Below are 24,466 nucleotides of genomic sequence, written 5' to 3'. Positions count from 1 at the left end.
ATCGGGATTTTAACCGGCGCAGGCCAATGCAATGGTGGCCTGGATGGTTTTCTTGCGGGTGATGAGCAGGCGGGCGGGGCCGTGGGCGAGTTGCTCAGCCAGGGCCAATGCGGCGCTTTCGGCGACGCCGTAACAGCCGGTATGGCTAAATGCTACGGCTGATTTGTGGCTCAGCCGATGTTCAAAGCCGGCCAGTTGTTCGGCGCTGAAACACTGCAAGGGCAGGCTCAACAATTGGGCCAGGGCCACCAACCCCGGCTCAGCCTGTTTGCGATCAATGCTCGCCAGCGCGGTAATGCGTTGGCGTTCAATGCCGCCTTCGGCGAGGGCGCTATCAAGGAGTTCCAGCAGGGTTCGGACATCACAACCCCGCTGGCAACCCAGGCCGACGACGAGGGTCATGCCGAGTAGTGTTCGTCGCGGTTACGGCGGAACAGCCAGGCACTGATCAGACCAAGGGCCAGCCAGAACGCCACATTGGTCAACTGCGATGCGATCTTGAACTGGGCTTCGAGGGCCTCCGGGGCCAGCATGGAGTGGACTTCCGGCTGTGGGGCGCCAATCACGTGGGGTACGGCGACGATCGCCACGCCCAGCACTTTGAGCAACCAGCCGCGACCGAACACCAGCAAAGCAATGCCGGCAGCGGTAGACGCGGCAGTGCCGATCCACCAGATCTGCCGTTGCGCCAGATCAGCGGCGGCGGTGCCCGGCAGTTCAGGCGGCAGGCCCAAGGTCGGCGCAAGTACGAATGTCGCGTAACCGGCCAGGCCCCACAGTAGCCCTTGAGCTGTACGGGTTGGTGCGCGCAGGGTGTACAGGCCGGCCAGCATCAGCGCAAACCCGACCGCAACGACCAGGTTGCCACCGGTGGTCGACAGCACGCGCTGCCAGCCATTTTCCGGCTCCCAGGCTTCGGCGTCGTGGGTGTGGGCAGCGGCGCCAGCAGCATGTTCATGGGTGACTTCGGCAACAGCTGGAGCCTTTTCAAAGGTCTCCGCCTGCAAAATCAACGGCGCGACCCACAAGCTTTGCAGCAGGGTCAGCAGCAGGGCGGCCAACAGGCCGGTGAACCCTGCAGTTTGGGCAATACGCTTGATCATGTCGGCAGGTCTCAGTGGCACGGGAACGCGGCGCTATGGCGGGTATCGTGGGCCGCGTTGTGCACGGCTTCGATATGGGAGAAACCGGCGAAATACACCAGGCACGCGCCAAGGATTGACGCACCGATGGCGGCGGTCAGGCGTTGGCTCAAGGTGGCAGTGCTGCTGGCGGAGGGCGAAGTGCTGCTGATGATCGACATGGCGCGTCCCTTTCAGGTGTCAGGGTGAAACGAGCGCATGAAAACCCCGCGAGCCAGGCACGCAGGGTTCTGAACAGCGCCCGCCCACCGCGGGTTTGTTATCTGATTTTTTCGGGCCGGTCTCCGGGCTTGCGAGGGGACTTTTGAACGTCCTGAAAGCGTCGCCTTCCCATGCATTTGCACAGTGGCTGTGACACTTCGCTCGCTTACCGTTGCGGGGGCAGCACCGGACTCGTCGACGCATCGACTCACCGGTTTCCCGTTTCACCCTGTGAAGGGCACCCGAAACAAGATGTGTAGGAGAGCATGACGCAGTGATGTACGTCAAATTGATGCGTCTTGACGAACACCCCTTGCCTGTCGAAGCCTTGCGATCAAGTGTCAAACATCGCCGACTGTGTAACTTGACCAGATTAATTAGTTGGGTCTATAACGCAGCAAAACGGTATGGTGCTGCCCCATGAAAGTGGGCTTTGTTAGCATGTGATTGATGTTTGCAATATCGAATCTTCCATCTTCTGCGCCGGGCCTGCCATTGTCACCAATACCGATATCTAGCTCACGAAGTGCCCGAGGGTTTTGCAGGAGTATCTTGGCATACAAGGTTGCCTCGGCGGAAAAAGTTCTGGTGCTTGGCACCTGACCTGCCGCTTCTTTCAATTCGTTAACGTTTACAAAACGGTCATTTTCGCCTGCGGCGTACTCACGAAAGTGCTGCTTTATCTTATTCATCACAGCGTCCTGTTGGTAATGGACTACCTTAGGGCGGGCGCTGGTGGGCTGTTCCACAAGGCTGCTCAAAAGCGGCTCTGATCGTTTGAATCGCGGCAGATTACTATGATTGTTCAGTGCGGCCGGAGGGCTGGCCAGGGAACTCTGCGGCGCACGCTCAACAGCGTCAGTACTGACTCGCGGTTTGTTATTGATTGCACCTGTTTCGTTAAAAAGAGCGAAGGGAGTGGGCGCGTTAGAAGTCGATATCAGCATGATTCATTCCTGAAGCCAATGGATTAAAATTCGCCACATTTCAAAAACACTTCGCTAATTGCGAAATGGCAGGAGTGTCTGTATGAAATGAGCACTGCTGCGTGGTGTCGTTCTGCGCGACCGTTCCGTATTGAATATGACATCATATTGCAGGCGCTTTTGCGGGATCGGCGCAAGCCTTACAAAGACTGAGTTGGTTAAGGCACAGGCTGGGTATGTTTATGCTTTAGGCGGCGCGACATTGACCCGCTCCGTTGCACTGCGTAGCCTTGCACCCTCGAGGTTCTTCGGCTCAGGCCGAAGCTAAGAAGGGAACGCGGTTCAAGCCGCGGCTGCCCCCGCAACTGTGAAGGGTTCAGTTGATTGCCACGCCACTGCCGAGACGGCGGGAAGGCGCAGTCAGCGTTGGTCACAAGACCTGCACGCCCCAAGCCAGGAGACCTGCCTCGTCACTGATTTTCCAATTCAACCGGGCGGGGTGATCCGGTGACGAAATCCGCTGCTGCGCGTGCCGCAGGGCCTGTCGTCCCGTATGCCCGCCCCAAAGGGCATCCGATGAAAACACTGGCCAAACTCCCCGTCACCATCGTTACCGGCTTCCTCGGCTCGGGCAAGACCACGTTGCTGCGCCACATGCTCGATAACGCCCAGGGCCGTCGCATAGCCGTGATCGTCAACGAGTTTGGCGAGCTGGGCATTGACGGCGAAATCCTCAAGCAATGCTCCATCGGGTGTACCGAAGAAGAAGCCAACGGCCGCGTGTACGAACTGGCCAACGGCTGCCTGTGCTGCACGGTTCAGGAAGAGTTCTTCCCAGTAATGCGTGAGCTGGTGGCCCGTCGTGGCGACCTTGACCATATTCTCATCGAAACCTCTGGCCTGGCTTTGCCCAAACCCCTGGTGCAAGCCTTCCAGTGGCCGGAAATCCGTAGCGCCTGCACGGTTGACGCGGTAATCACCGTGGTCGACAGCCCGGCCGTGGCCGCCGGCACTTTCGCTGCGTTCCCGGATCAAGTCGACGCCCAGCGCAAACTGGACCCGAACCTGGACCACGAGTCGCCGTTGCACGAGCTGTTCGCCGACCAACTGGCCAGCGCCGACCTGGTGATCCTCAACAAAGCCGACCTGATCAGCACCGAAGACCTGGCCCGCGTGCGCCGGGAAGTGGCCGAAGAGCTGCCGCCGGCGGTCAAGATCATCGAAGCCAGCAGCGGTCGCCTGCCATTGGACGTGCTGATCGGCCTGGGTGCCGGCTCCGAAGAGCATATCGACGCTCGCCACAGTCATCACGATCATCACCATGAAGGCGAAGACGACCACGATCACGATGCTTTCGACTCCATCTCCATCGACTTGCCTCAAGCCGACGAAGCACTGTTGCTGGACGCCCTGACCCAATTGGTGGTGCAACACGGCATTTTGCGCGTCAAAGGCTTTGCTGCTATCCCGAACAAGCCGATGCGCCTGCTGATCCAGGGCGTGGGCACGCGCTTTGACAAGCACTTCGACCGTGCCTGGGGGGCCGATGAAGCGCGTATCACGCGCCTGGTGCTGATCGGTCAGGAGCTGGACGCCGCTGGCCTTGAAGCGCAATTGCGCGCTGCCCTCAGCGTTTAACCATGCACCTGCTCAGGACCCAACCCGGTGGTTTCGTCGCGGACGACAATATTGCCGACCTTGGGCAAACCCCCGCCGAGCTGGTGATCCTGTGCAGCGGTGACTCCAGCCTGGCGCTGCTGGCCGAAGCCGCCCAGCAGTTGCCCGAGGATTACCCCAGCCTGCGCCTGGCCAACCCGATGCAGGTGCAGAACCACGCCTCGGTCGACCTGTACGTCGATGAGGTGTTGCGTCACGCCAAGGTCATCCTGATTTCCTTGCATGGCGGCATTGGTTATTGGCGCTACGGCATCGAGCGCCTGGTAGAGCTGGCCGAGCGTGGCGTCACGTTGATCCTGGTGCCGGGGGATGATCGTCCAGACCCGGAACTCAGCGGCCTGAGCACCGTCGCTGCTGCACAGCGCGAGCGTCTGTGGCACTTTTTGCGCCAGGGTGGCCTGGGCAATGCGTTGGACTTTTATCACTGCCTGGCCAGCGCCCATCTGGGCCGCGACTATGCCTGGGCCGAGCCACAAACCTTGCCGCGTACGGCGATCTATCACCCGCACAAAGCCAATGCCCGCCTCAATGACTGGCAGGCGGATTGGCGCGCCGACTTCCCCGTGGCCGCGGTGTTGTTCTACCGCTCCCACTTGCAGGCGGCCAATACCGGATTTATCGATGTGTTCTGCCAGCGCTTGCAGGCAGCGGGCCTGAACCCGTTGCCCATCGCAGTGGCCAGTTTGAAAGAGCCCGGTTGCCTCACGGTGGTCGAGGACCTGTTGGACGACGTGCAAGTCGCGGTGATCCTCAACACCACAGGCTTTGCCCAATCCAGCCCCGAAGTGCCGCATCTGCGACCGTTTCGGCGCAACGTCCCGGTGATCCAGGCGATCTGCGCCCAGGATAACCAGCCCGGCTGGGAAGCCAGCGAGCAGGGGCTCGGCCCTCGCGATCTGGCCATGCATATTGCCTTGCCCGAGCTGGATGGGCGCATCATCAGCCGGCCGATCAGCTTCAAGGACCTGGCCTGGCGCAGCGAGCGCAGCCAGTCTGACGTGGTGTGCTACCGCGCAGCGCCCGAGCGCATGGATTTTGTCGCTGAACTGGCGCGGCGTTGGGTTGACTTGGCCCGGGTGCCGAATGCCGACAAACGCATCGCCTTGATCCTCGCCAACTACCCGACCCGTGACGGTCGCATCGGTAACGGTGTGGGCCTGGACACGCCAGCAGCGGCGCTGAATATCCTGCGGGCCTTGCAGGTTGAAGGCTATCCGGTGGCGCCGGCGCTTGCGGACAGCGGCACCGCACTGATCCACGAGCTGCTCGGCGGTGTCACCAACGACCTCGACAGCCTTGACCAGCGCCCGTGCCATCAAAGCCTGGGCCTGGCCGAGTACCAGGCGTTGTTCGATCGACTGCCCGAGTCCAATCGCCAGGCCGTGCTGGAACGTTGGGGCGCTCCACAAAACGATCCGATGTTCCGCGACGGCCGCATGATGATCGCCGGCCTGCGCCTGGGCCTGACCTTCGTCGGCATCCAGCCGGCCCGGGGTTACCAGGTGGACGCGAGCGCCGTGTACCACGACCCGGACCTGGTGCCGCCCCATGGGTACCTGGCGTTCTATTTCTGGCTGCGTCACACCTACGGCGCACACGGCGTGATTCATGTGGGCAAGCACGGTAACCTGGAGTGGTTGCCGGGCAAGGGCGTCGGTCTGTCGGAAAACTGCTGGCCGGATGCATTGCTGGGGCCGCTGCCCAATATCTACCCGTTTATCGTCAACGACCCGGGCGAGGGCGCCCAGGCCAAGCGGCGCACCCAGGCGGTGATCATCGACCACTTGATGCCGCCGTTGACCCGCGCCGAAACCTACGGCCCGTTGCGTAACCTTGAGTTGTTGGCCGACGAGTATTACGAGGCGCAACTGCTCGACCCGCGCCGCGCGCTTGAGCTGCAAAAAGACATTCTCAAACTGGTGCGCGAAACCCGCATCGACCAGGAGCTGGAGCTGGACAGCGAGACTGACGCCGACATCTGGTTGCCGCGCCTGGACACCTACCTGTGTGATTTGAAGGAGTCGCAGATCCGCGACGGCCTGCATATCTTTGGCGAGTCGCCCGAGGGCCGCTTGCGCATCGACACCTTGCTGGCGTTGCTGCGCATTCCCCGTGGCGATGGCCGTGGCCCGCAATCTAGCCTGTTGCGGGTGCTGGCCAAGGCCTTCGAGCTGGGCTTCGATCCGCTCGATTGCGCCTTGGCCGAGCCATGGACGGGCCGGCGCCCGTTGGTACTGCAAAAGATTGACGGGCAGTTGTGGCGCACCGCTGGCGATACCCGCGAACGCCTGGAGCTCTACGCCACGCGCTTGATCGAGCAGGCGCTGGAAGGCCCTGTCGAGCAGTTGGAGGAGCCTGGCTGGGAGGACGTCAAGTCGGTCGTCGAAAGCCTGCGCATCGTGGTGGCACCACGCCTGGACGCCTGCGGCCCGGCGGAAATGCGCGGCCTGCTCGATGCCTTGAGCGGGCGCTTCGTCCCGGCAGGGCCCAGCGGTGCGCCCAGTCGCGGGCGCCTGGATGTGCTGCCGACCGGGCGTAACTTCTTTACCGTGGACGTACGCAACCTGCCAACCACCACGGCCTGGCGCATCGGTTTCCAATCGGCCAACCTGATTCTCGAACGTCACCTGCAAGACCACGGCGACCACTTGCGTCAGTTGGGCTTGTCGGTTTGGGGCACAGCCACCATGCGCACCGGCGGTGATGATATCGCCCAGGCCATGGCGCTGATGGGCGTGCGCCCGGTATGGGCCACCGGCAGCCAGCGGGTCGACGATTTTGAAATCCTGCCGATCAGCCTGCTGGATCGCCCGCGTGTCGACGTGACCCTGCGCGTATCCGGCTTCTTCCGCGATGCCTTCGCCAACCTGATCCGCCTGTTCGACGCAGCGGTGCAGGCGGTGGCGGCCCTGGATGAACCGGACGACATGAACCCGCTGGCCGCCAAGGTGCGCAGCGAGCGCCAGGCGCTGGTTGAGTCGGGCCTGGATGCAGAGGCTGCGGCCAAGCAGGCCGGCTGGCGCATCTTCGGCGCCAAACCGGGTGCCTATGGCGCGGGCGTGCAGGGCGCGGTTGACGGGCGCCTGTGGCAGAGCCGCGAGGACTTGGCCGAGGTCTACCTCAACTGGGGCGGCTATGCCTACGGGGGCTCCGATGAAGGCACCGCCGCCCGCGAGCAGTTTGCCCAGCGCCTGAGCCAAGTGCAGGCGGTGTTGCAGAACCAGGACAACCGCGAGCACGACTTGCTCGATTCCAATGATTACTACCAATTCCAGGGCGGTATGCTCGCCGCCGTGGAAACCCTGAGCGGTGACAAGGCCGCCAGCTACCATGGCGACCATAGCCAGCCGGACTTGCCCAGAATCCGCACCTTGAAGGAAGAGCTGAACCGGGTGATCCGCGCCCGCGCTGCCAACCCCAAGTGGATCGAAGGCGTGAAACGCCATGGCTACAAAGGCGCGTTTGAAATGGCCGCGACCGTGGACAACCTGTTCGCTTTCGACGCCACCACCGCGTTGATCGACGATCATCAATATGCACTGCTGGCCGATGCCTACCTGCTGGACCCTGACACCCGGGCGTTTGTGCAGCAGCACAACCCCGATGCCCTGCGCGACATGACCGAGCGTATGCTCGAAGCCCAGCAGCGGGGCATGTGGCAGGCGCCGGGGGCTTATCGCGAAGCACTGGAAAACCTCTTGCTGGATATAGAAGAAGACAGCTGATGACCGAGATTCCCCATTTTCCGCTGTCCGCCGTGGTCGGTGCTGACGACCTGAAACTGGCGCTGTGCCTGACCGCCATCGACCCCCGCATCGGCGGCGTGCTGATCGAAGGTCCGCGGGGCATGGCCAAGTCGACCCTGGCCCGTGGGCTGGCGGACCTCCTTGCCAGCGGCCAGTTCGTGACCTTGCCCCTGGGCGCGACCGAGGAACGCCTGGTCGGCACCTTGGACCTGGATGCCGCACTGGGTGAAGGCCGTGCACAATTTTCCCCCGGCGTGTTGGCCAAGGCTGACGGCGGCGTGCTGTATGTGGATGAAGTCAACTTGCTGGCCGACCATTTGGTGGACCTGCTGTTGGACGTGGCCGCCAGCGGCACCAACCTGATCGAGCGCGACGGTATTTCCCATCGGCATTCGGCGCGCTTTGTGCTGATCGGCACCATGAACCCGGAAGAGGGCGAGTTGCGCCCGCAGTTGCTCGACCGCTTTGGTTTCAATGTGGCGCTGAGCGGGCAGACCTTGCCCGCCGAACGTGGGCAGATCATTCGTCGTCGCCTGGATTTCGACAGTGATCCGGCGGCCTTCTGCGCGCAGTGGGCCGCGCCGCAAGCCGAGTTGCGCGAACGCTGCACGCAGGCGCGGGCGCGACTCGACAGCATCGACCTGGACGATCACGCGTTGGCACAGATTACCGAACGTTGCTTTGCCGCAGGCGTGGACGGTATGCGCGCCGACCTGGTCTGGCTGCGTGGCGCCCGGGCCCATGCGGCGTGGCGAGGCGCGTCAGCCATTGCCGAGCAAGACATTGAAGCGGTGGCCGAGTTTGCCTTGCGCCACCGTCGTCAGCAGCAAACGCCCCCGGCCGCACCGCCGAATCAAGGACAGTCATCAAAACCGTCTGAAAGCTCGCCCGGGCAGGGCCAATGGGGCGATATGCCTGCGCCGGCCTTGCCCACGGGCGCCCGCCGCGATGTACCGGCCTGGCCAAAAAAGCCCTAGGCATTCGCCCTCGACCTGACGCGGGGGCGGATGCCCGGCCCCAGGCGGGGCGGCTGGACAACGGCAGGCAGGGCACGGCGCGCAGCGCACAGAACGGCAGGATCAATTGGCCGGGTACGTTGCTCGGTGGACGGCCACAATGCCGTGATGACCTGCTGTTCCACCTGCGTAGCCGTTCGGCGCCGGAACTGTGGTTGGTAATCGTCGATGCCTCGGCGTCCACCCGGCGCCATCGGGCGTTGACCGATGCCAAGGGTTTGTTGGCTCAGCTGTTCGACGACGCTTATCGGCAACGGGCGCGCATGGCGCTGTTGACGGCCAGCGGGGCATCGCCGAGGTGGCAGGTGCAAGGTTTGAAGGCGGCGAAGGGCTTGACGGGTTGGCTGGAGCAGTTAGGCGCCGGTGGCGGTACGCCGCTGCTCCCCGCCTTGAGCGAGGCCGGGCAGTGGCTCAAAGCGCGGCGCAAGCGTTACCCGGCGCAGCAACAGCGATTGCTGGTGATCACTGATGGTCGGCTCAAAGCCATTGATGGGTTGCCGCCGTTGGAGTGCCCGGGGTTACTGGTAGACATTGAGCGCGGGCCGATCCGGTTGGGGCGGGCTCAGGAGTTGGCGATGGGGTTGCAGTTGGATTATCAGCATATTGATGCGTTGTAGTGCCTGGGCAGTCGCCATCGGGAGCAAGCCCTCCCACATTTTTCAGTGCGCCGCAGCACTACCTGTGGGAGGGGCGGTGCGACGATTCGACTTGCTCCCGATGGCTGCCTTGAATACACCGAGGATCTATCAGCCTGCCCCCGGCACATTCGGCCAAAGATCCGCCACCAGAAACAGCCGCTCGGCTTCTTCCCAATCCTCACCGCTGTGCACCATTCGCACCAGTAACTGCGCCGGTGCCATCGGATCCAGGTCCTTCAGCCAGCTTTGCATCTGCGCTTCACTCCACACTTGATCCGCCGTGTAATGCGCAGGTGCCAACCAGGCGTGGCGGGGCAGGGGTTGCCAGTGGCCGGGCGGGCGGGTGCTGACAAAATCCGACCAGTCACGCTGATGCAACCAGCATCCACGCAGATGCTGCGGGTGGGCGCCGATTGGGGGTTGCGCCGTGCCAGGCCAGGGATAGAGCAGATAACCGCCCAGCCACAAATGCGCATCGAACACCTGGATATCCAGCGCCGCCAAGGCGTCGCGGCTCTCGGCCCGTGCAGAAATCGGCAGTTGATGTTCGGCCAGGTGCGCCAGCTTGCGGTCCAGCCGGTCATGGCAGCCCGGGCCGAGCCATTGCGCGGTGTCCTGGCCATTGCCGTCCTGTGGGCCAAGATAGAGTTTGATCGCCAGTTCCAGATGGTGCACGCCATCGCGGTCGCGCAACAGCATGTCCAGTTCGCCCAGGGTATGCCCGGCGCGGCGGATCGGCAGGTTGGCGGCCAGCAATTCCACACCCGGCGCGTGCTGCACGGCAAACTGCCAAAGGCGCTCGTAATAGAGGCCCAGGCGCCGTGTGCGCGACAGGCTGAGCCACTGCTGCAGGGCGCTGCTGTCCTGATCAAGCGCACGCAGCCAATGCTCAAGCCGGTGTGGCGCCTGCACCCAGTCACTGCCGGCCAGCGGGTGGCGCTGCGGCCACGGCGTTTGCGCCAGCATGGGCGGGGCGAGGATCACCCACGCCAGGTCGCGCACCTCGGGGTGGCGCAATTGGCGAGGCAAGTTGTGCAAGTCAGGGAACACGGTCATGGTCCGAGCATAGCCTTTTCAGCCGGGTGAAGGTGCCTGAGAACCATTGTCATCAAGGCGCGGCGGCGACAAAGGATTTTGCCTGAGGCGGCCTTTCGCCCATAATCGTTCTTTTTTGCCGCACCCCAAATCCCGCAGGAGCCCCATGGAGCAATTTCGCAATATCGGCATTATCGGTCGCCTGGGCAGTACCCAGGTGTTGGACACCGTCCGCCGGCTGAAGAAGTTTCTGCTCGAGCGCCACCTGCATGTGATCCTCGAAGACACCATCGCCGAAATCCTCCCGGGCCACGGCCTGCAGACCTCGTCGCGCAAGATGCTCGGCGAGGTCTGCGACATGGTCATCGTGGTCGGCGGCGATGGCAGCCTGCTCGGTGCCGCCCGGGCGCTGGCGCGGCATAACGTGCCGGTGCTGGGGATCAACCGCGGCAGCCTGGGGTTTCTGACCGACATCCGCCCCGATGAGCTGGAAGTCGAAGTGGCCAAGGTGCTCGACGGCCATTATCTGGTGGAAAACCGCTTCCTGCTGCAAGCCGAAGTGCGTCGCCATGGCGAGGCGATCGGGCAGGGCGATGCCCTCAACGATGTGGTGCTGCACCCGGGCAAATCCACGCGGATGATCGAGTTCGAGCTGTATATCGACGGCCAGTTCGTGTGCAGCCAGAAGGCCGACGGCCTGATTGTCGCCACGCCTACCGGCTCCACCGCGTATGCGCTGTCGGCCGGTGGCCCGATCATGCACCCCAAGCTCGATGCCATTGTGATCGTGCCGATGTACCCCCATATGTTGTCCAGTCGACCGATTGTGGTCGATGGCAACAGTGAGTTGAAAATCGTGGTGTCCAAAGACATGCAGATCTACCCGCAAGTCTCCTGCGACGGGCAGAACCATTTCACCTGCGCCCCCGGTGACACCATCACCGTGAGCAAGAAGGCACAGAAGTTGCGCTTGATCCACCCGCTGGATCACAACTACTACGAAGTGTGCCGTACCAAGTTGGGCTGGGGCAGCCGCTTGGGGGGTGGGGGCGACTGATGCTCGATCCCGCGCGTAGCTACGACCTGATTGGTGACGTGCACGGTTGCGCTCATACCCTTGAGCACTTGCTCGACCAATTGGGTTACCACAAGCAGGGCGGCACCTGGCGCCATCCGTCGCGCATGGCGGTGTTCCTGGGCGATATCATCGACCGTGGCCCACGCATCCGCGAGGCGCTGCATATCGTCCACGATATGACCGTGGCCGGGCAGGCGCTGTGCATCATGGGAAACCATGAGTTCAATGCGCTGGGCTGGACCACCCCGGCACCACCCGGCAGCGGCAGGCAGTTCGTGCGCGAGCACAACCCACGTCATGCGCGGTTGATCCAAGAGACCCTGACCCAGTTCGAGCACCACCCGGCCGACTGGCACGACTTCCTCGGCTGGTTCTACGACATGCCGCTGTTTGTCGACGCCGGGCGTTTTCGCGTGGTGCACGCGTGCTGGGATGAAGGCTTCATCCAGCCATTGCGCGCCACCTTCCCGGATGGCTGCATCGACCAGCACTTCCTGCAAGCCGCAGCCGTACCGGGCAGTTTTGCCTGCAACGCCTTCGACCGCTTGCTGCGCGGCACTGATATGCGTCTGCCCGATGGCCTGACTCTGACCGGTGGCGATGGCTTGACGCGGTCGTTCTTCCGTACCAAGTTCTGGGAAGATGACCCCAAGACCTACGGTGACATCGTGTTCCAGCCCGACGCTTTGCCAGAGCCGGTGGCGCGCACGCCGTTGTCGTCCACCGAAAAGAATTCCCTGCTGCGCTACGGCGTCGACGAGCCGTTGTTGTTCGTCGGCCACTACTGGCGCAGCGGCAAACCGGCGCCGATCCGCCCGAACCTGGCCTGCCTGGACTACAGCGCGGTGCTGTACGGCAAGCTGGTGGCGTATCGACTCGACCAGGAAACCCAACTGGATCCGCGTAAATTTGTATGGGTCGACGTTGAGCGACCTGAGGCCATTCCATGAGTACCGTAGCCGTATTGCGCTTGCCCCTGAGCGTCGACCTGGGTGGTTTCGTCAAGTTGCTGCAACGCATGCAGGTGCCCCATCGCGTCAGTGAGGAGGCGGGCGAGCAAGTGTTGTGGGTGCCCGAAACCATCAGCGATGACGTGCGCGTGTTGTATCAACGCTTTCCTGCCGGCGACCCGGACCAGCAGCTGGATATTCCCGAACAGGCACCGGTTGCTCGGCCAGGCTTTGTCCAGCAAGTACGCCATAGTCCGGTCACCGCGCTGGTGTTGCTGGCCAGCCTCATCGTCGGCGCCGTGACCCTGCTTGGTGAAAACCTGCAAGCCATGGCCTGGCTGACGTTCCTGCCTTTCCGGGTGCTGGGCGAGTACATCCAGTTCACACCGCTGGCCGACACGCTCGCTTCAGGGCAGTGGTGGCGATTGGTCACGCCGATGCTGATCCACTTCGGCATCCTGCACCTGGCCATGAACGGCATGTGGTACTGGGAGTTGGGCCGGCGCATCGAAGCGCGCCAGGGCAGTATCAACCTGCTGGGGTTGACCCTGTTGTTCAGCCTGGTCTCCAACTACACGCAATACGCTTATGGCGGCCCTGGCCTGTTCGGGGGCTTGTCCGGTGTGTTGTATGGCCTGCTCGGGCATTGCTGGATCTTTCAACTATTGTCTCCCAACCCAGCCTATCGCCTGCCCCGTGGGGTGCTGGTGATGATGCTGGTGTGGCTGCTGCTCTGCCTGTCGGGGCTGGTCTCGATGATCGGCTTCGGCCAAATCGCCAACGCGGCCCATGTCGGCGGCCTGGTTATCGGTTGCCTCACCGGTTTGCTCGGCGGGCTGTACAACCGTCGCAAATCGTCTATTTGATAAGGAAGAGCCGAATGTCCTCTTTTGCTGAAATGATCGAAAACATCACCCCCGATATCTACGAAAGCCTCAAGCTCGCCGTGGAAATCGGCAAATGGTCCGATGGCCGCAAGCTCACCGCCGAGCAGCGCGAATTGTCCCTGCAAGCGATGATCGCCTGGGAGATCCAGAACCTGCCCGAAGAGCAGCGTACCGGCTACATGGGCCCGCAGGAGTGCGCGTCCAAGTCGGAGCCGGTGGCGAACATCCTGTTCAAGTCGGATGCGATCCATTGATTGAAATTGGTCGCGGTGCAGTCAGCAAAATGTCGGCGCAACTTGGTGAGCCGACTGTTCAATATGCGTTTCGCCTGGGCGATGTCGAGGTGCCGGTCAATCCGATGATCGGCACCCATGTGCGCCTGGAGTACCTGGGCGCCATTCATTGCAGCCATTGCGGGCGCAAGACCAAGACCAGCTTCAGCCAGGGCTATTGCTACCCCTGCATGACCAAGCTGGCCCAGTGTGACCTGTGCATCATGAGCCCCGAGCGTTGCCATTACGACGCAGGTACCTGCCGTGATCCAGGCTGGGGCGAAAAATTCTGCATGACCGACCACGTGGTGTACCTGGCCAATTCGTCGGGGGTCAAGGTCGGCATCACGCGTGCCACCCAGCTGCCCACCCGCTGGCTGGATCAGGGGGCCAGCCAGGCATTGCCGATCATGCGCGTGTCGACTCGCCAGCAGTCCGGCTTCGTCGAAGACCTGTTCCGTAGCCAGGTGGCCGACAAGACCAACTGGCGCGCCTTGCTCAAGGGTGACGCACAATCGGTGGACCTCAAGCAGGTGCGCGATGAGCTGTTCGCCTCCTGCGCCGAAGGCTTGCTGGGTTTGCAGGAACGCTTTGGCCTGCAAGCCATCCAAACCATTGCCGACATTGAGCCGATTGAAATCCGCTACCCGGTCGAGCAGTATCCGACCAAGATCGTCAGCTTCAACCTGGACAAGAATCCGATCGCCGAAGGCACGCTGCTGGGCATCAAGGGCCAATACCTGATCTTCGACACCGGCGTTATCAACATTCGTAAATACACGGCCTACCAGCTCGCCGTGCATCAGTAGAAGGATCCCAAGCATGCGCACTGAACAACCGAAGATGATTTACCTTAAGGACTATCAGGCGCCGGACTACCTGATCGACGAGACGCACCTGACCTTCGAGTTGTTCGAGGACCACAGCCTGGTCCACGCGCAGCTGGTGATGCGCCGCAACCCCGAGCGCGGCGCCGGTTTGCCGCCATTGGTACTCGACGGCCAGCAACTTGAGCTGCTGAGCGTCAACCTGGCCGACCAGCCGCTGACGGACGCTGACTACCAGTTGACCGACAGCCACCTGACCGTGCAGCCAAAGAGTGAGACCTTCACCCTCGACACCACGGTCAAGATCCATCCGGAAACCAACACTGCCCTGGAAGGTTTGTACAAATCCAGCGGTATGTTCTGCACCCAGTGCGAGGCCGAGGGCTTTCGCAAGATCACTTACTACCTCGACCGCCCGGATGTAATGAGCGTGTTCACCACCACGGTGATCGCCGAGCAGCACAGCTACCCGGTGCTGTTGTCCAACGGCAATCCGATTGCCAGTGGCCCTGGCGAAGACGGCCGGCACTGGGCGACCTGGGAAGATCCGTTCAAGAAGCCGGCGTACCTGTTTGCGCTGGTGGCCGGTGACCTGTGGTGCGTCGAAGACAGCTTCACCACCATGACCAATCGCGAAGTCGCGTTGCGCATCTACGTCGAGCCGGAAAACATCGACAAGTGCCAGCACGCCATGACCAGCCTGAAGAAATCCATGCGCTGGGACGAAGAAACCTACGGCCGCGAGTACGACCTGGATATCTTCATGATCGTGGCGGTCAACGATTTCAACATGGGCGCCATGGAGAACAAGGGCCTCAATATCTTCAACTCCAGCGCCGTGCTGGCCCGCGCCGAAACCGCTACCGATGCTGCCCACCAGCGCGTCGAAGCCATCGTCGCCCACGAATACTTCCACAACTGGTCGGGCAACCGCGTGACCTGCCGCGACTGGTTCCAGTTGTCGCTCAAGGAAGGCTTCACCGTGTTCCGTGATTCGGGCTTCTCCGCCGACATGAACTCGGCCACGGTCAAGCGCATTCAGGATGTGGCCTATCTGCGTACGCACCAGTTCGCCGAAGACGCTGGCCCTATGGCCCACGCAGTGCGCCCGGACAGCTTTATCGAGATATCCAACTTCTACACCCTGACCGTTTACGAAAAGGGCTCGGAAGTAGTCGGCATGATCCACACCTTGCTCGGCGCCGAAGGCTTCCGCAAAGGCAGTGACCTGTACTTCGAACGCCATGACGGTCAGGCCGTGACCTGCGACGACTTTATCAAGGCCATGGAAGACGCCAATGGCGCCGACCTCAGCCAGTTCAAGCGCTGGTACAGCCAGGCGGGTACGCCACGCTTGGCGGTGAGCGAGTCCTACGACGCGGCGGCCAGGACCTACAGCCTGACCTTCCGCCAGAGCTGCCCGCCAACGCCGGACAAGGTCGAAAAACTGCCGTTCGTGATCCCGGTGGAATTGGGCCTGCTGGACGGGCAGGGCGCCGCAATCAACTTGCGCCTGGCCGGTGAGGCTACAGCTGCAGGCACCTCACGCGTGATCTCGGTGACTGAAGCCGAGCAGACGTTCACCTTCGTCGATGTCGCTGAAAAGCCCTTGCCTTCGCTGTTGCGTGGGTTCTCGGCGCCGGTGAAATTGAGCTTCCCGTATAACCGCGATCAGTTGATGTTCCTGATGCAGCACGACAGCGACGGCTTCAACCGCTGGGATGCCGGCCAGCAGCTGTCGGTGCAGGTGTTGCAGGAACTGATCGGCCAGCATCAGGCAGGCCAGCCGCTGAAGCTGGACCAGCGCCTGATCGATGCACTGCGCACGGTATTGAGCGACGAAAGTCTCGACCAGGCCATGGTCGCGGAAATGCTCTCGCTGCCAAGTGAAGCCTACCTGACGGAAATCAGCGAAGTGGCGGATGTGGATGCGATCCACGCGGCCCGTGAATATGCCCGCAAGCAACTGGCCGAGAACCTGTTCGAAGGCTTGTGGCTGCGCTACCAGGCCAATCGTGAGCTGTCCAAGCAAACGCCGTACGTGGCAGAGGCCGAGCACTTTGCCCGCCGTGCCCTGCAGAACATCGCGTTGTCGTACCTGATGCTCAGCGGCAAGCCGCAAGTATTGGCGGCGACCCTGGATCAGTTCGACACCAGCGATAACATGACCGAACGTCTGACGGCCCTCGCGGTGCTGGTGAACTCGCCGTTCGAAGCGGAAAAAGCCCAGGCGCTGGCGGTGTTTGCCGAGAACTTCAAGGACAACCCGTTGGTCATGGACCAGTGGTTCAGTGTTCAGGCCGGCAGCACGTTGCCGGGCGGGCTGGCGCGGGTCAAGGCGTTGATGGAACACCCGGCGTTCACCATCAAGAACCCGAACAAGGTGCGCGCCTTGATCGGCGCATTCGCAGGCCAGAATCTGGTCAACTTCCATGCGACGGATGGCTCGGGTTATCGCTTCCTGGCGGATCTGGTGATCGAGCTCAACACCTTGAACCCGCAGATTGCCTCGCGCCAACTGGCGCCGCTGACGCGCTGGCGCAAGTATGACAGCGCACGCCAGGCGCTGATGAAGGCGGAGCTGGAGCGCATTCTCGCGTGTGGCGAGCTGTCCAGCGATGTGTATGAGGTGGTCAGCAAGAGCCTGGCGTAACGTTTTCTAGCTGATGTTCCGGGGGAAAAATGTGGGAGGGGCGGTGCGACGATTCGACTTGCTCGCGATGTGGTGGTGCAGTCACAGATGTATTGATTGACACTCCCTCATCGGGGCATAGGTATCTACACAACTGCAGTTTGCAGCCCCTACTGTAACCACGATGCGAAGCGAGCCGCTCTTGATCTGCTTTTGATCTTAAGCGCCCCGTTAAACCACGCTGGCCGGAATTCGACAGGGATTTGGGGGGTAAACCGGCAGGGATGCCGGTTTAGCCGCCCCGCGCCATGGATGGCGCGTGGCGGCGGCCCCCCAAATCACTGTCGGATTACGGGCACACCGAGCCTAGGCGAGGTGCCGAGTGGTGGGGCAAGAGCCTTTTGCTTACTTTTGGGCTCTTTTCAAAAGTGAGCCGCCGTAAGGGCGGAACCAATAGCAGCCGTTACCCAGATAACGGATATGTACTCGATCTGATCCAACATCCCGGTCGGCTCTTAGGCCGCCATCGGGGGCAAGCCCCCTCCCACATTAGTTCGCGGAGCATCCGGCATGACGTTCGACTCGCCCCTCATTGCCTACCAGCACGCCATCGCCCAACTAGGCTTCGTCCCTGACGACGCCCAGCGTCGGGCGGTGCAGGCTTTGCAAGCCTGTCACGAGGGGTTGCATCAAGGCCGTTCGCCAGTTGCCGGGGTCTATCTGTGGGGGCCGGTGGGGCGTGGCAAGACCTGGCTGATGGATCAATTTCATCAAAGCTTGCGTGTGCCCGCGCGGCGTCAGCATTTTCATCACTTCATGGGGTGGGTGCATCAGCGCTTGTTCCAGCTCACCGGAACCCAGGATCCTTTGCGGGCGCTGGCTCAGGAGCTGAGCCAGGAAGTGCGCGTGCTGTGCTTCGATGAACTGTTTGTCAATGATATCGGCGACGCGATCATCCTCGGGCGGCTGTTCCTGGTGATGTTCGAGCAAGGCGTGGTAATGGTGTGCACCTCCAACCAGCCGCCTGATCAGTTGTATGCCGATGGCTTCAATCGCGAGCGTTTTCTGCCGGGGATCGACGCGCTCCAGCAGCATATGCAAGTGGTGGCGGTGGACGGTGGCGAAGATCATCGCCTGCATCCGGGGGCGGGGAAGCAACGCTATTGGGTGAATCAACCGAATGCACTGGCTGCGGTGTTCAAGCAATTGAGCCAAGGCCAGGCCGTGAGCAGCGGGGCGGTGAGCGTGGGGTACCGCTCCATTATGGCGGTGCAGGCCAGTGACACGGTGCTCTGGTGTCGTTACGCCGATCTGTGCGAGCAACCCCTGGCCGCGATGGACTTCATGCTGCTGTGCGACCGCTTCCAGGCCATCCTGCTGGGCGAGGTTGCGAACCTCAGCGCCCAACAGCGCCCGGGGCGGATTGCCCGTGGCACCGAGGACGGCGCCGAGCGGGTGATGGCCGGGGACCGTCAATTGCCGCAGCTGTCGGTTCATGATGACAGCGTGCGGCGCTTTATCGCCTTGGTGGACGAATGCTACGACCGCAAGGTGCCACTCTTTATCGAGGCCCGGGTGCCCTTGGAGTGCCTGTACACCGAAGGCTACCTGGAGTTTCCATTTCGTCGCACCCTGAGCCGCTTGCAAGAGATGCAACTGCAGCGCTTTGCTGTCTAGGAAAAATCCCCACTCCAGGGCCTTTTGCACGATTTGATGCAAGCAACCTTCGCAATTTCCGTCAGATATTTGTAGTTAATCTCCTTCATCTACTGCCGACTCCACGCTTACAATCGAGGCTCTCAAAGGGAAACGAATCCCTGGTTGTCGTTATCGAGGAAGGAAATGGACACCCCAGACATTCTGGTGCTGCAAGCCAGCTATACCAACGAGGTGCACGCCAACGCCATCGGCTTGCTGCTCAACCACTATGCGCAAGACCCGATGGGCGGCGGCCACGCCTTGTCAGCCGATCTGTTGCAGCAACTGCCGGCTGAACTGGCCAAGCGTCCTCATGCGTTCAGCGTGCTGGCGTTTGTCGGTGGCGAACCGGCGGGGTTGGTCAATTGTTTTGAGGGCTTCTCGACATTTGCTTGCCGCCCGCTGGTCAACGTTCACGATGTGATGGTGATGGAACAGTTTCGTGGCTTGGGCTTGAGCCAGAAAATGCTGCAGAAGGTCGAGGAAATCGCCCGCCAGAGGGGCTGCTGCAAGATTACTCTGGAAGTGCTTGAGGGCAATGAGCTGGCGCAATCGGCGTACCGCAAGTTCGGGTTCGATGATTCGGTATTTGATCCAAAGTATGGTCGTATGTTGTTTTGGAGCAAGTCTCTGTCATAAACGACTGGCGAAAAAAAGGCGCCATTAGATGGCGCCCAATAAACCTTTGCCAACGGAGCGGGATGGCGCAGGGTATTACGGATTAACCAAGCATTAAATCAACTGTTCGGTTGTTCCTGGCTGACGGTATCGACCTTCAACGTCTTTCCGTCGGCAGAGGCCATTCGTTGCTCTGCTGTGCCGTGAGTTTGCTGTTGAATGAAGCTGAAGTTGTTGTAGAACTCCTTCGAACGCTCTGAACCGCCCTCTGCGAAGGCAGCGGCGGAGGTCAGGGTCATCAGGCTGGCAAGCATCAACGTCGAGATTTTCATCGCGGTATTCCCATTAAGAGTGATAGGTGTCTGGCCGGTCCTTGATCAGAATCATGGAGCGACTATGGCGCAATCTTATTAAGTGGGAATTAACTGACAGGCACTGCGAAGTTAACGATTTTGTTAACTTCGCAGGAGGCGACTACAGCTTCCAGTCCAATGCAAGCGTGATAGATCGCGGGTCACCCCAATACACACCATTATAAAAGCCGACACGTTCGTAATATTTTTTATCAAATAGATTGTTAACGTTAACCGAGGCGGAAACCTGTTCGTCGAACTGGTAGCGTGACATCAGGTTGACCACGGTGTAACCCTGTTGCGTGATCTTCGCCCGACCTTCGCTATTGCGTGCGCCTGTGGGCCGGTTACCGAAATCGTAGATTTCGCTTTGCCAGTTCACCGCGCCACCGACGGTGAGGTTGCGCCATGCGCCCGGCAGGCGATAGGCGCTGGAGACCTTCAACAGGTTCAAGGGCTGGCCGGTATTGGTACGTTTGTCTGAACCGTTAAGCGAGTGGGTGTAGGTGTAGCCGGCGGTCAAGTTCCAGTCCGGCCGGATTTCGCCTGCGGCTTCCAATTCGAAGCCGTTGACCTTGTTACCCTTGCCGCCAGACTTGTAGTACTCCTCGCCAGTGACGGGGTTGGGAGGGACCGAGTCATCGCGCTCTGCAACATTGTCCTGGGTGCTCCAGAAATAGGCGGCTGCCAGGTTCAGGCGTTCATTGAGCAGGCTGCCCTTGAGCCCCACCTCATAGTTGCTGCCCACCACCGGTTCCAGGTACTTCTTGTTGATATCACGCCTGTCTTGCGGCTTGAAGATGTCGGTATAGCTTGCGTAAACGGTGTACTGCGGGGTGATGTCAAAGAGCAGCCCGGCGTAGGGTGTCCACATGTCGTTGTGGGTCTGGCGTGTTTTGCCGGCAGCCGTCAGTTGATCATTGTCGTTGTATTCAGGCGTGGCGCTTTCCAGCTCCCAACTGCCGTAGCGGCTACCCAGCACAGCGTGCAAGCGGTCTGTAAGGCTCAGTCGAGTGGCGAGGTAACCGGCTTTCTGCTGTTTTTTGCTGTGTTCGCCCTTGAGGTCGGTGACGGTGTCGGCGAACTTGCCGATATCGCCCATGTGCTTCCAATCCTCGATGGGGTAGTAGCTGGCAGGCAGGTCGTTACGCATAAAGGGCGACACGTCCCGCTGGGCGGCCTCGCCATAGCCCATCATCAAAGCGTGTTCGCGGCCCAGCAGGGTGTAGCTGCCGGCCAGGTTGACGTCGATGGCTTCCATTCGCGACGTACCGCGCATATGACTGGCCCAGGCCGTCATGCCGCTGCGGTCTGCATTGGGAAAACCGCTGCCGCCGTAGTAGACCTTGCCGTCGGTGTCACTCTGGCGATGGGTATAGGCAGCCTTCAAATGCCAGTCGCCGCCGAGCCGATGGTCGAGGGTGGCGAAGGTGGTCTTGTCAGTCAGCGGCCAGGAGCTCCAGTGCGCCGCCATATTGGTGGAGCGAGGCAACCTGGCCTTGCCGCCCTGGCTGTTCCAGTAGGGCACAGTGCCCCAGGAGGTGCCTTGTACCTGTTTGTCCTGGTAATCAAAACCTACAGCCAGCACCGTATCGTCTGAAAGGTCACCTTCGAGAATGCCGTAGCCAACTGCCCGCTGCAGCCCATAGTTATCGCGAAAGGATTTGCTGTCACGGTAGGCCAGGACGCTACGCCCGCGCAACTTACCGTCGAACGCCAAAGGCCCGCCTACGTCGATGTAGCTGTAGTAGTTGTCATGGCTGGCGCCACTCACACCGGTCTGTGCCTGCCATTGGGCAGTAGGACGCTTGCGCACCATGTTGACGGTGGCCGAAGGATCGCCCGCGCCAGTGGTCAGGCCCGTGGCGCCGCGTACCACTTCGATACGGTCGTAGATGATGGTGTCGGCGTCGGACTTCATGTAGCCGAATGTGTTGAGCATCCCATCAACCTGGAAGTTGTTGATGCCGTAACCGCGGGAGGAGTAGTAGACACGGTCCGAATCGTTATGTTGAACGTTGATGCCGGTAGTCTGGCGCAGCACTTCGGTCAAGGTGTTGAGGTTGAAGTCATCCATCTGCTGGCGTGTGATCACCGAGATCGATTGCGGGGTTTCCTTGATGGAAAGGTTCAGGCGGGTGGCGGTATTCATCGAGCCGGTGGTGTAGGCACCGGTGTGCTCGGTGGTGGACCCAAGGCCGTCGGCGCTGATGGTGGTCGCGCCCAGCTCCAGGGCTTTGCTGGAGGCTTGTCCGGGGTCGATTTCAGCCAGCAGATCCGGGCTCAGCGTAAGACTGAACAGCCCGAAGGTGAAGGTCATGGAACGGGTAAAAGGCGCGAACATTGCGGCAGACTCCTTGTCGTCTTCTAACCCTCCCGGGGTGGGAGGGCATGGTTCAAAGACGAAAGGAGGTGTGGAACTTTAGGCTTAAACGAGAATGATTGTTATCTTTGTGTTGCCGGGCCCCTGATTACTTCGCCACCACTTCGGCGCCATCGGCCTTCTTCGGCTTGATCAGGCTGAAGTCGATCAGGGCCTTCTGCTTGGTTTCGTAAGGGTTGCCGATCAACAAGGGCCGAGGCTTGAAGCTGTCACTGACCAGGCTCTTGCTGTGGTCCAGTTCGTCAAAACTCAAGCCTGCCATGTCGGCCCAGGTGTGGATCAACTGCGAACTGCTGTAAGGCCGCTGCAGGTCGCCGGCGAAACTCCAGTCGTGGCTTTCGCGCCACTTCGGTGAGGCGTAGGCCATGAACGGGATGGTGTACATCGGTGCAGTCGGCTTGCCTTCGTTGCGGCCCAGGGTGCCGTGGCCGGCGGAGTCGAACACATCTTCGCCGTGGTCCGAGAGGTACAGCAAAAAGCCGTTGGGGTCGGTCTTGGCGTAGTCCTTGATCAGGCTGGAGACCACGAAGTCGTTGTACAGCACCGCGTTGTCGTAGCTGTTGTAAGTCGGCAACTGCGCGTCGCTCACGCCGGCCGGCACGCCCTGGCGGTCGGTGAACTTGTCGAACGTCGGCGGGTAACGGTACTGGTAGCTCATGTGAGTACCCAGCAGGTGCACCACGATGAACTTGCGCTCGGCGGTATCGGCCAGGGCCTTGGAAAACGGCGCCAGCACATCGCCGTCGTACTGGCGGGCGTTCTGGTTGCGGTTGTTGTTCAGGTACACCTGCTCGTCGGCCTGTTCGGAAAAGGTCGTGAGCATGGTGTTGCGCTTGGTCATGGTCTGCTGGTTGGTGATCCAGAAGGTCTTGTAGCCGGCCTGCTTCATCACGCTGACAATCGACGGCGTCTTGAGGTACAGGTCCGGGTTTTCTTCGTCGGCAAAGGTCAGCACCTGTTGCAGCGCTTCAATGGTATAGGGGCGCGGGGTGATGACGTTATCGAACACGGCCAACTGGTCGCGCAGCTTGTCCAGTTCCGGCGTGGTGTTGCGCGGATAACCGTACAGGCTCATGCGCTGGCGGTTGGTGGACTCGCCGATTACCAGTACCAGTGTGGACGGTTGGCCGGCCATGCTGTCCTTGAGGTTTTTCAGCGGCGGGATCTGGCTGGCGCTGTTGAGCATGCCCTGCATATTGTCCAGCTGTTCGGTGTAGCGACGGTAGGCGACGATCATCTGCCAAGGCACGGCAGGCTCGATACGGGTTTCGAAACGATCAATGGCCAATTCCATGGTTTCGCTGGTGGCGATTTGCTTGACCAGCGGGTAGCCCACAACCGCCAGGACAATGGCGATGGCCGCCACGATCGACTGGCCGCGAGGCAGGTACACCGGGCGCAGGCGGGTCCAGAGGAAGATGGCGAAGGCGGTGTGGGCTATGAACGCCAGCACGATCCACCAGGCAAAATATTGGGTCGCGTATTCGCCCGCTTCGGAGATGTTCGACTCGAACATGATGAAGATGACGCTCTGGGAGAACTCCTGCTGGTAAATGAAGAAGTAACCTAGGCTGGCCATGGAACAGGCCCACAACACCACACCGATCAAGGCGGCAAGCACGCGTGTCCTGCGCGGGAACAGCAGCATCGGCGCCAGCCACAGTGCACTCATGAAGAATGCCTGGCGGAAACCACTGAAGCCGGACGTGCCGGTCAGTTGGATAAGAAGCTGGGTAATACCCGAGAAATACCAGAAAAACAGGAATAGCCAACCAAGGCCGGCCCAATCAAAGCCTTTCGCAGTCGTCGTGCTGCGTTTGAACATCGCCATCCAGCGCCCCATCAGTCAATGATCGTCGCGCAGAGTCGCGCGACATCGGGCCGCTCAGAACGTGAGCGGCATCGCGGGCGGGAGTATCAGGATAAGTGTGTGAAAACTTTGTGAGTTTTCCGTAGGTATTGCCTTACAAACTGACCAGGTGCGTTCAGCAGAGCGCCGGCTTGGCCTGGGATGGCAGTTCGAGCTGGGCTTGAAGGTGTGAACGCAGACGCAGGACTTCCTGTTGCAACTGATCGCGCTCGTCCTTCAACTGGCGCAATTCATCGCGGCGGATGCTGACGTAGAGGGTCTGTGGCGGGCGGGTCATCTGTGCTGTGCTCATTGCTTACCTCGCAAATAGCCGGTAGATCGCGCTGCTCAAACAGGGTTTGGGCAACAGTCGGAAGCAAGTTTGAATTCTTTTTTGCAGCAAGGGAACTTTTTTATTTTTGGCGGTCGTGTGACTTTTCAGGCGGTGATGGTGAAACGATGGCAACTTTTTTGTCATGAAACTACACGGATCTGCTCTGGACTAACCCTCATTAGCCTCATTGCGCTATAAACTATG

The 24,466-nt window shown here is 61.0% G+C and carries 21 protein-coding genes and 2 riboswitches; of the genes, 12 read left to right on the top strand and 9 right to left on the bottom strand.

Translation table 11 applies throughout. The annotated features are described in order from the left end of the window. Window positions 1-9: 9 nt before the first annotated feature. From PSEBG33_RS12190 to PSEBG33_RS29575, 4 genes are all read right to left on the bottom strand, one after another. On the bottom strand, window positions 10-402 hold the full coding sequence (locus tag PSEBG33_RS12190) for a cobalamin biosynthesis protein (protein ID WP_005788711.1): 393 nt from the start codon (window positions 400-402) through the stop codon (window positions 10-12). Continuing rightward, a complete protein-coding gene (locus PSEBG33_RS12195; protein ID WP_005788710.1) occupies window positions 399-1,103 on the bottom strand; it encodes a CbtA family protein in 705 nt (234 codons plus the stop codon). Before PSEBG33_RS12195 ends, PSEBG33_RS12190 begins: the two co-directional genes overlap by 4 nt. An 11-nt stretch (window positions 1,104-1,114) precedes the next feature. Beyond that, window positions 1,115-1,303: a CbtB domain-containing protein gene (locus PSEBG33_RS12200; protein WP_005788708.1), complete on the bottom strand. Its 189-nt coding sequence runs from the start codon at window positions 1,301-1,303 to the stop codon at window positions 1,115-1,117. 96 nt (window positions 1,304-1,399) lie between these two features. Next, a riboswitch (cobalamin riboswitch) is annotated at window positions 1,400-1,604 on the bottom strand. Between the two features lie 116 nt (window positions 1,605-1,720). Then, window positions 1,721-2,290 (bottom strand): hypothetical protein, encoded by a 570-nt coding sequence (locus PSEBG33_RS29575; RefSeq protein ID WP_198287270.1) that lies wholly within the window; start codon window positions 2,288-2,290, stop codon window positions 1,721-1,723. A gap of 263 nt (window positions 2,291-2,553) precedes the next feature. Beyond that, a riboswitch (cobalamin riboswitch) is annotated at window positions 2,554-2,754 on the top strand. A gap of 91 nt (window positions 2,755-2,845) precedes the next feature. On the opposite strand from PSEBG33_RS29575, the gene cobW reads away from it, so the two are divergent. From cobW to PSEBG33_RS12220, 4 genes are read left to right on the top strand one after another with little or no spacing between them, the layout of a single operon-like run. Further along, complete coding sequence (gene cobW / locus PSEBG33_RS12205; RefSeq protein ID WP_005788706.1) at window positions 2,846-3,907, top strand: cobalamin biosynthesis protein CobW; 1,062 nt, start codon at window positions 2,846-2,848, stop codon at window positions 3,905-3,907. 2 nt (window positions 3,908-3,909) lie between these two features. Beyond that, the gene (cobN, locus tag PSEBG33_RS12210; protein WP_005788704.1) at window positions 3,910-7,671 is read left to right on the top strand and encodes a cobaltochelatase subunit CobN; all 3,762 of its coding nucleotides are present in this window, start codon (window positions 3,910-3,912) and stop codon (window positions 7,669-7,671) included. Continuing rightward, window positions 7,671-8,669, top strand: a complete 999-nt coding sequence (locus PSEBG33_RS12215) for an ATP-binding protein (RefSeq protein ID WP_005788702.1) — start codon at window positions 7,671-7,673, stop codon at window positions 8,667-8,669. Before cobN ends, PSEBG33_RS12215 begins: the two co-directional genes overlap by 1 nt. 53 nt (window positions 8,670-8,722) lie before the next feature. Beyond that, window positions 8,723-9,325 (top strand): vWA domain-containing protein, encoded by a 603-nt coding sequence (locus tag PSEBG33_RS12220; protein ID WP_032803902.1) that lies wholly within the window; start codon window positions 8,723-8,725, stop codon window positions 9,323-9,325. A gap of 129 nt (window positions 9,326-9,454) precedes the next feature. Here PSEBG33_RS12220 and PSEBG33_RS12225 read toward each other — a convergent pair whose 3' ends face one another. Further along, the gene (locus PSEBG33_RS12225; RefSeq protein WP_005788698.1) at window positions 9,455-10,402 is read right to left on the bottom strand and encodes a DUF1853 family protein; all 948 of its coding nucleotides are present in this window, start codon (window positions 10,400-10,402) and stop codon (window positions 9,455-9,457) included. Window positions 10,403-10,547: 145 nt separating this feature from the next. Between PSEBG33_RS12225 and PSEBG33_RS12230 the strand changes: the two genes are divergently transcribed. The 8 genes from PSEBG33_RS12230 (at window position 10,548) to PSEBG33_RS12265 (ending at window position 19,364) form a co-directional block, all read left to right on the top strand. Then, window positions 10,548-11,438 (top strand): NAD(+) kinase, encoded by an 891-nt coding sequence (locus PSEBG33_RS12230; protein WP_003217892.1) that lies wholly within the window; start codon window positions 10,548-10,550, stop codon window positions 11,436-11,438. Continuing rightward, complete coding sequence (locus PSEBG33_RS12235; RefSeq protein ID WP_164365996.1) at window positions 11,435-12,409, top strand: metallophosphoesterase; 975 nt, start codon at window positions 11,435-11,437, stop codon at window positions 12,407-12,409. The genes PSEBG33_RS12230 and PSEBG33_RS12235 overlap by 4 nt, the downstream gene beginning before the upstream one ends. After that, a complete protein-coding gene (locus PSEBG33_RS12240) occupies window positions 12,406-13,275 on the top strand; it encodes a rhomboid family intramembrane serine protease (protein ID WP_005788690.1) in 870 nt (289 codons plus the stop codon). The genes PSEBG33_RS12235 and PSEBG33_RS12240 overlap by 4 nt, the downstream gene beginning before the upstream one ends. A gap of 14 nt (window positions 13,276-13,289) precedes the next feature. Continuing rightward, window positions 13,290-13,550, top strand: a complete 261-nt coding sequence (locus PSEBG33_RS12245; RefSeq protein WP_005788688.1) for a YeaC family protein — start codon at window positions 13,290-13,292, stop codon at window positions 13,548-13,550. Continuing rightward, a complete protein-coding gene (locus PSEBG33_RS12250) occupies window positions 13,547-14,377 on the top strand; it encodes a DUF2797 domain-containing protein (RefSeq protein ID WP_005788687.1) in 831 nt (276 codons plus the stop codon). Before PSEBG33_RS12245 ends, PSEBG33_RS12250 begins: the two co-directional genes overlap by 4 nt. A gap of 13 nt (window positions 14,378-14,390) precedes the next feature. Continuing rightward, window positions 14,391-17,048 (top strand): aminopeptidase N, encoded by a 2,658-nt coding sequence (gene pepN / locus PSEBG33_RS12255; RefSeq protein WP_005788685.1) that lies wholly within the window; start codon window positions 14,391-14,393, stop codon window positions 17,046-17,048. A 549-nt stretch (window positions 17,049-17,597) separates the two neighbouring features. Next, window positions 17,598-18,704, top strand: coding sequence for a cell division protein ZapE (gene zapE / locus PSEBG33_RS12260; protein WP_005788683.1), 1,107 nt, complete (start codon window positions 17,598-17,600; stop codon window positions 18,702-18,704). 165 nt (window positions 18,705-18,869) lie between these two features. After that, window positions 18,870-19,364, top strand: coding sequence for a GNAT family N-acetyltransferase (locus PSEBG33_RS12265; RefSeq protein ID WP_005788681.1), 495 nt, complete (start codon window positions 18,870-18,872; stop codon window positions 19,362-19,364). Between the two features lie 98 nt (window positions 19,365-19,462). Here the strand turns inward: PSEBG33_RS12265 and PSEBG33_RS12270 are convergent, their stop codons facing one another. From PSEBG33_RS12270 to PSEBG33_RS29375, 4 genes are all read right to left on the bottom strand, one after another. Beyond that, window positions 19,463-19,675 carry a hypothetical protein gene (locus PSEBG33_RS12270; RefSeq protein ID WP_005788680.1) on the bottom strand — a complete coding sequence of 71 codons (213 nt, stop codon included), beginning with the start codon at window positions 19,673-19,675 and terminating at the stop codon, window positions 19,463-19,465. Window positions 19,676-19,817: 142 nt separating this feature from the next. After that, window positions 19,818-22,040 (bottom strand): TonB-dependent siderophore receptor, encoded by a 2,223-nt coding sequence (locus PSEBG33_RS12275; protein WP_005788678.1) that lies wholly within the window; start codon window positions 22,038-22,040, stop codon window positions 19,818-19,820. A gap of 127 nt (window positions 22,041-22,167) precedes the next feature. Continuing rightward, entirely contained in the window at window positions 22,168-23,910 is a 1,743-nt protein-coding gene (locus PSEBG33_RS12280; protein ID WP_005788676.1) for a phosphoethanolamine transferase CptA, read from the bottom strand. 154 nt (window positions 23,911-24,064) lie between these two features. Then, window positions 24,065-24,241, bottom strand: coding sequence for a DUF6026 family protein (locus tag PSEBG33_RS29375; RefSeq protein WP_157243918.1), 177 nt, complete (start codon window positions 24,239-24,241; stop codon window positions 24,065-24,067). Window positions 24,242-24,466 lie beyond the last annotated feature (225 nt).

It is taken from the genome of Pseudomonas synxantha BG33R (assembly GCF_000263715.2).
Lineage (GTDB): Bacteria > Pseudomonadota > Gammaproteobacteria > Pseudomonadales > Pseudomonadaceae > Aquipseudomonas > Aquipseudomonas synxantha_A.
This window is presented reverse-complemented; position numbering and strand designations above follow the sequence as displayed.

Bases quoted from the DNA above. Each gene is read 5' to 3' on its own strand.
- PSEBG33_RS12270 (WP_005788680.1), bottom strand. From the start codon at position 19,675: ATGAAAATCTCGACGTTGATGCTTGCCAGCCTGATGACCCTGACCTCC.
- PSEBG33_RS12200 (WP_005788708.1), bottom strand. From the start codon at position 1,303: ATGTCGATCATCAGCAGCACTTCGCCCTCCGCCAGCAGCACTGCCACC.
- PSEBG33_RS12190 (WP_005788711.1), bottom strand. From the start codon at position 402: ATGACCCTCGTCGTCGGCCTGGGTTGCCAGCGGGGTTGTGATGTCCGA.
- PSEBG33_RS12265 (WP_005788681.1), top strand. From the start codon at position 18,870: ATGGACACCCCAGACATTCTGGTGCTGCAAGCCAGCTATACCAACGAG.
- PSEBG33_RS29375 (WP_157243918.1), bottom strand. From the start codon at position 24,241: ATGAGCACAGCACAGATGACCCGCCCGCCACAGACCCTCTACGTCAGC.
- PSEBG33_RS12195 (WP_005788710.1), bottom strand. From the start codon at position 1,103: ATGATCAAGCGTATTGCCCAAACTGCAGGGTTCACCGGCCTGTTGGCC.
- PSEBG33_RS12275 (WP_005788678.1), bottom strand. From the start codon at position 22,040: ATGTTCGCGCCTTTTACCCGTTCCATGACCTTCACCTTCGGGCTGTTC.
- PSEBG33_RS29575 (WP_198287270.1), bottom strand. From the start codon at position 2,290: ATGCTGATATCGACTTCTAACGCGCCCACTCCCTTCGCTCTTTTTAAC.
- PSEBG33_RS12240 (WP_005788690.1), top strand. From the start codon at position 12,406: ATGAGTACCGTAGCCGTATTGCGCTTGCCCCTGAGCGTCGACCTGGGT.
- cobW (WP_005788706.1), top strand. From the start codon at position 2,846: ATGAAAACACTGGCCAAACTCCCCGTCACCATCGTTACCGGCTTCCTC.
- PSEBG33_RS12230 (WP_003217892.1), top strand. From the start codon at position 10,548: ATGGAGCAATTTCGCAATATCGGCATTATCGGTCGCCTGGGCAGTACC.
- PSEBG33_RS12280 (WP_005788676.1), bottom strand. From the start codon at position 23,910: ATGGCGATGTTCAAACGCAGCACGACGACTGCGAAAGGCTTTGATTGG.
- PSEBG33_RS12225 (WP_005788698.1), bottom strand. From the start codon at position 10,402: ATGACCGTGTTCCCTGACTTGCACAACTTGCCTCGCCAATTGCGCCAC.
- PSEBG33_RS12215 (WP_005788702.1), top strand. From the start codon at position 7,671: ATGACCGAGATTCCCCATTTTCCGCTGTCCGCCGTGGTCGGTGCTGAC.
- PSEBG33_RS12245 (WP_005788688.1), top strand. From the start codon at position 13,290: ATGTCCTCTTTTGCTGAAATGATCGAAAACATCACCCCCGATATCTAC.
- zapE (WP_005788683.1), top strand. From the start codon at position 17,598: ATGACGTTCGACTCGCCCCTCATTGCCTACCAGCACGCCATCGCCCAA.
- pepN (WP_005788685.1), top strand. From the start codon at position 14,391: ATGCGCACTGAACAACCGAAGATGATTTACCTTAAGGACTATCAGGCG.
- cobN (WP_005788704.1), top strand. From the start codon at position 3,910: ATGCACCTGCTCAGGACCCAACCCGGTGGTTTCGTCGCGGACGACAAT.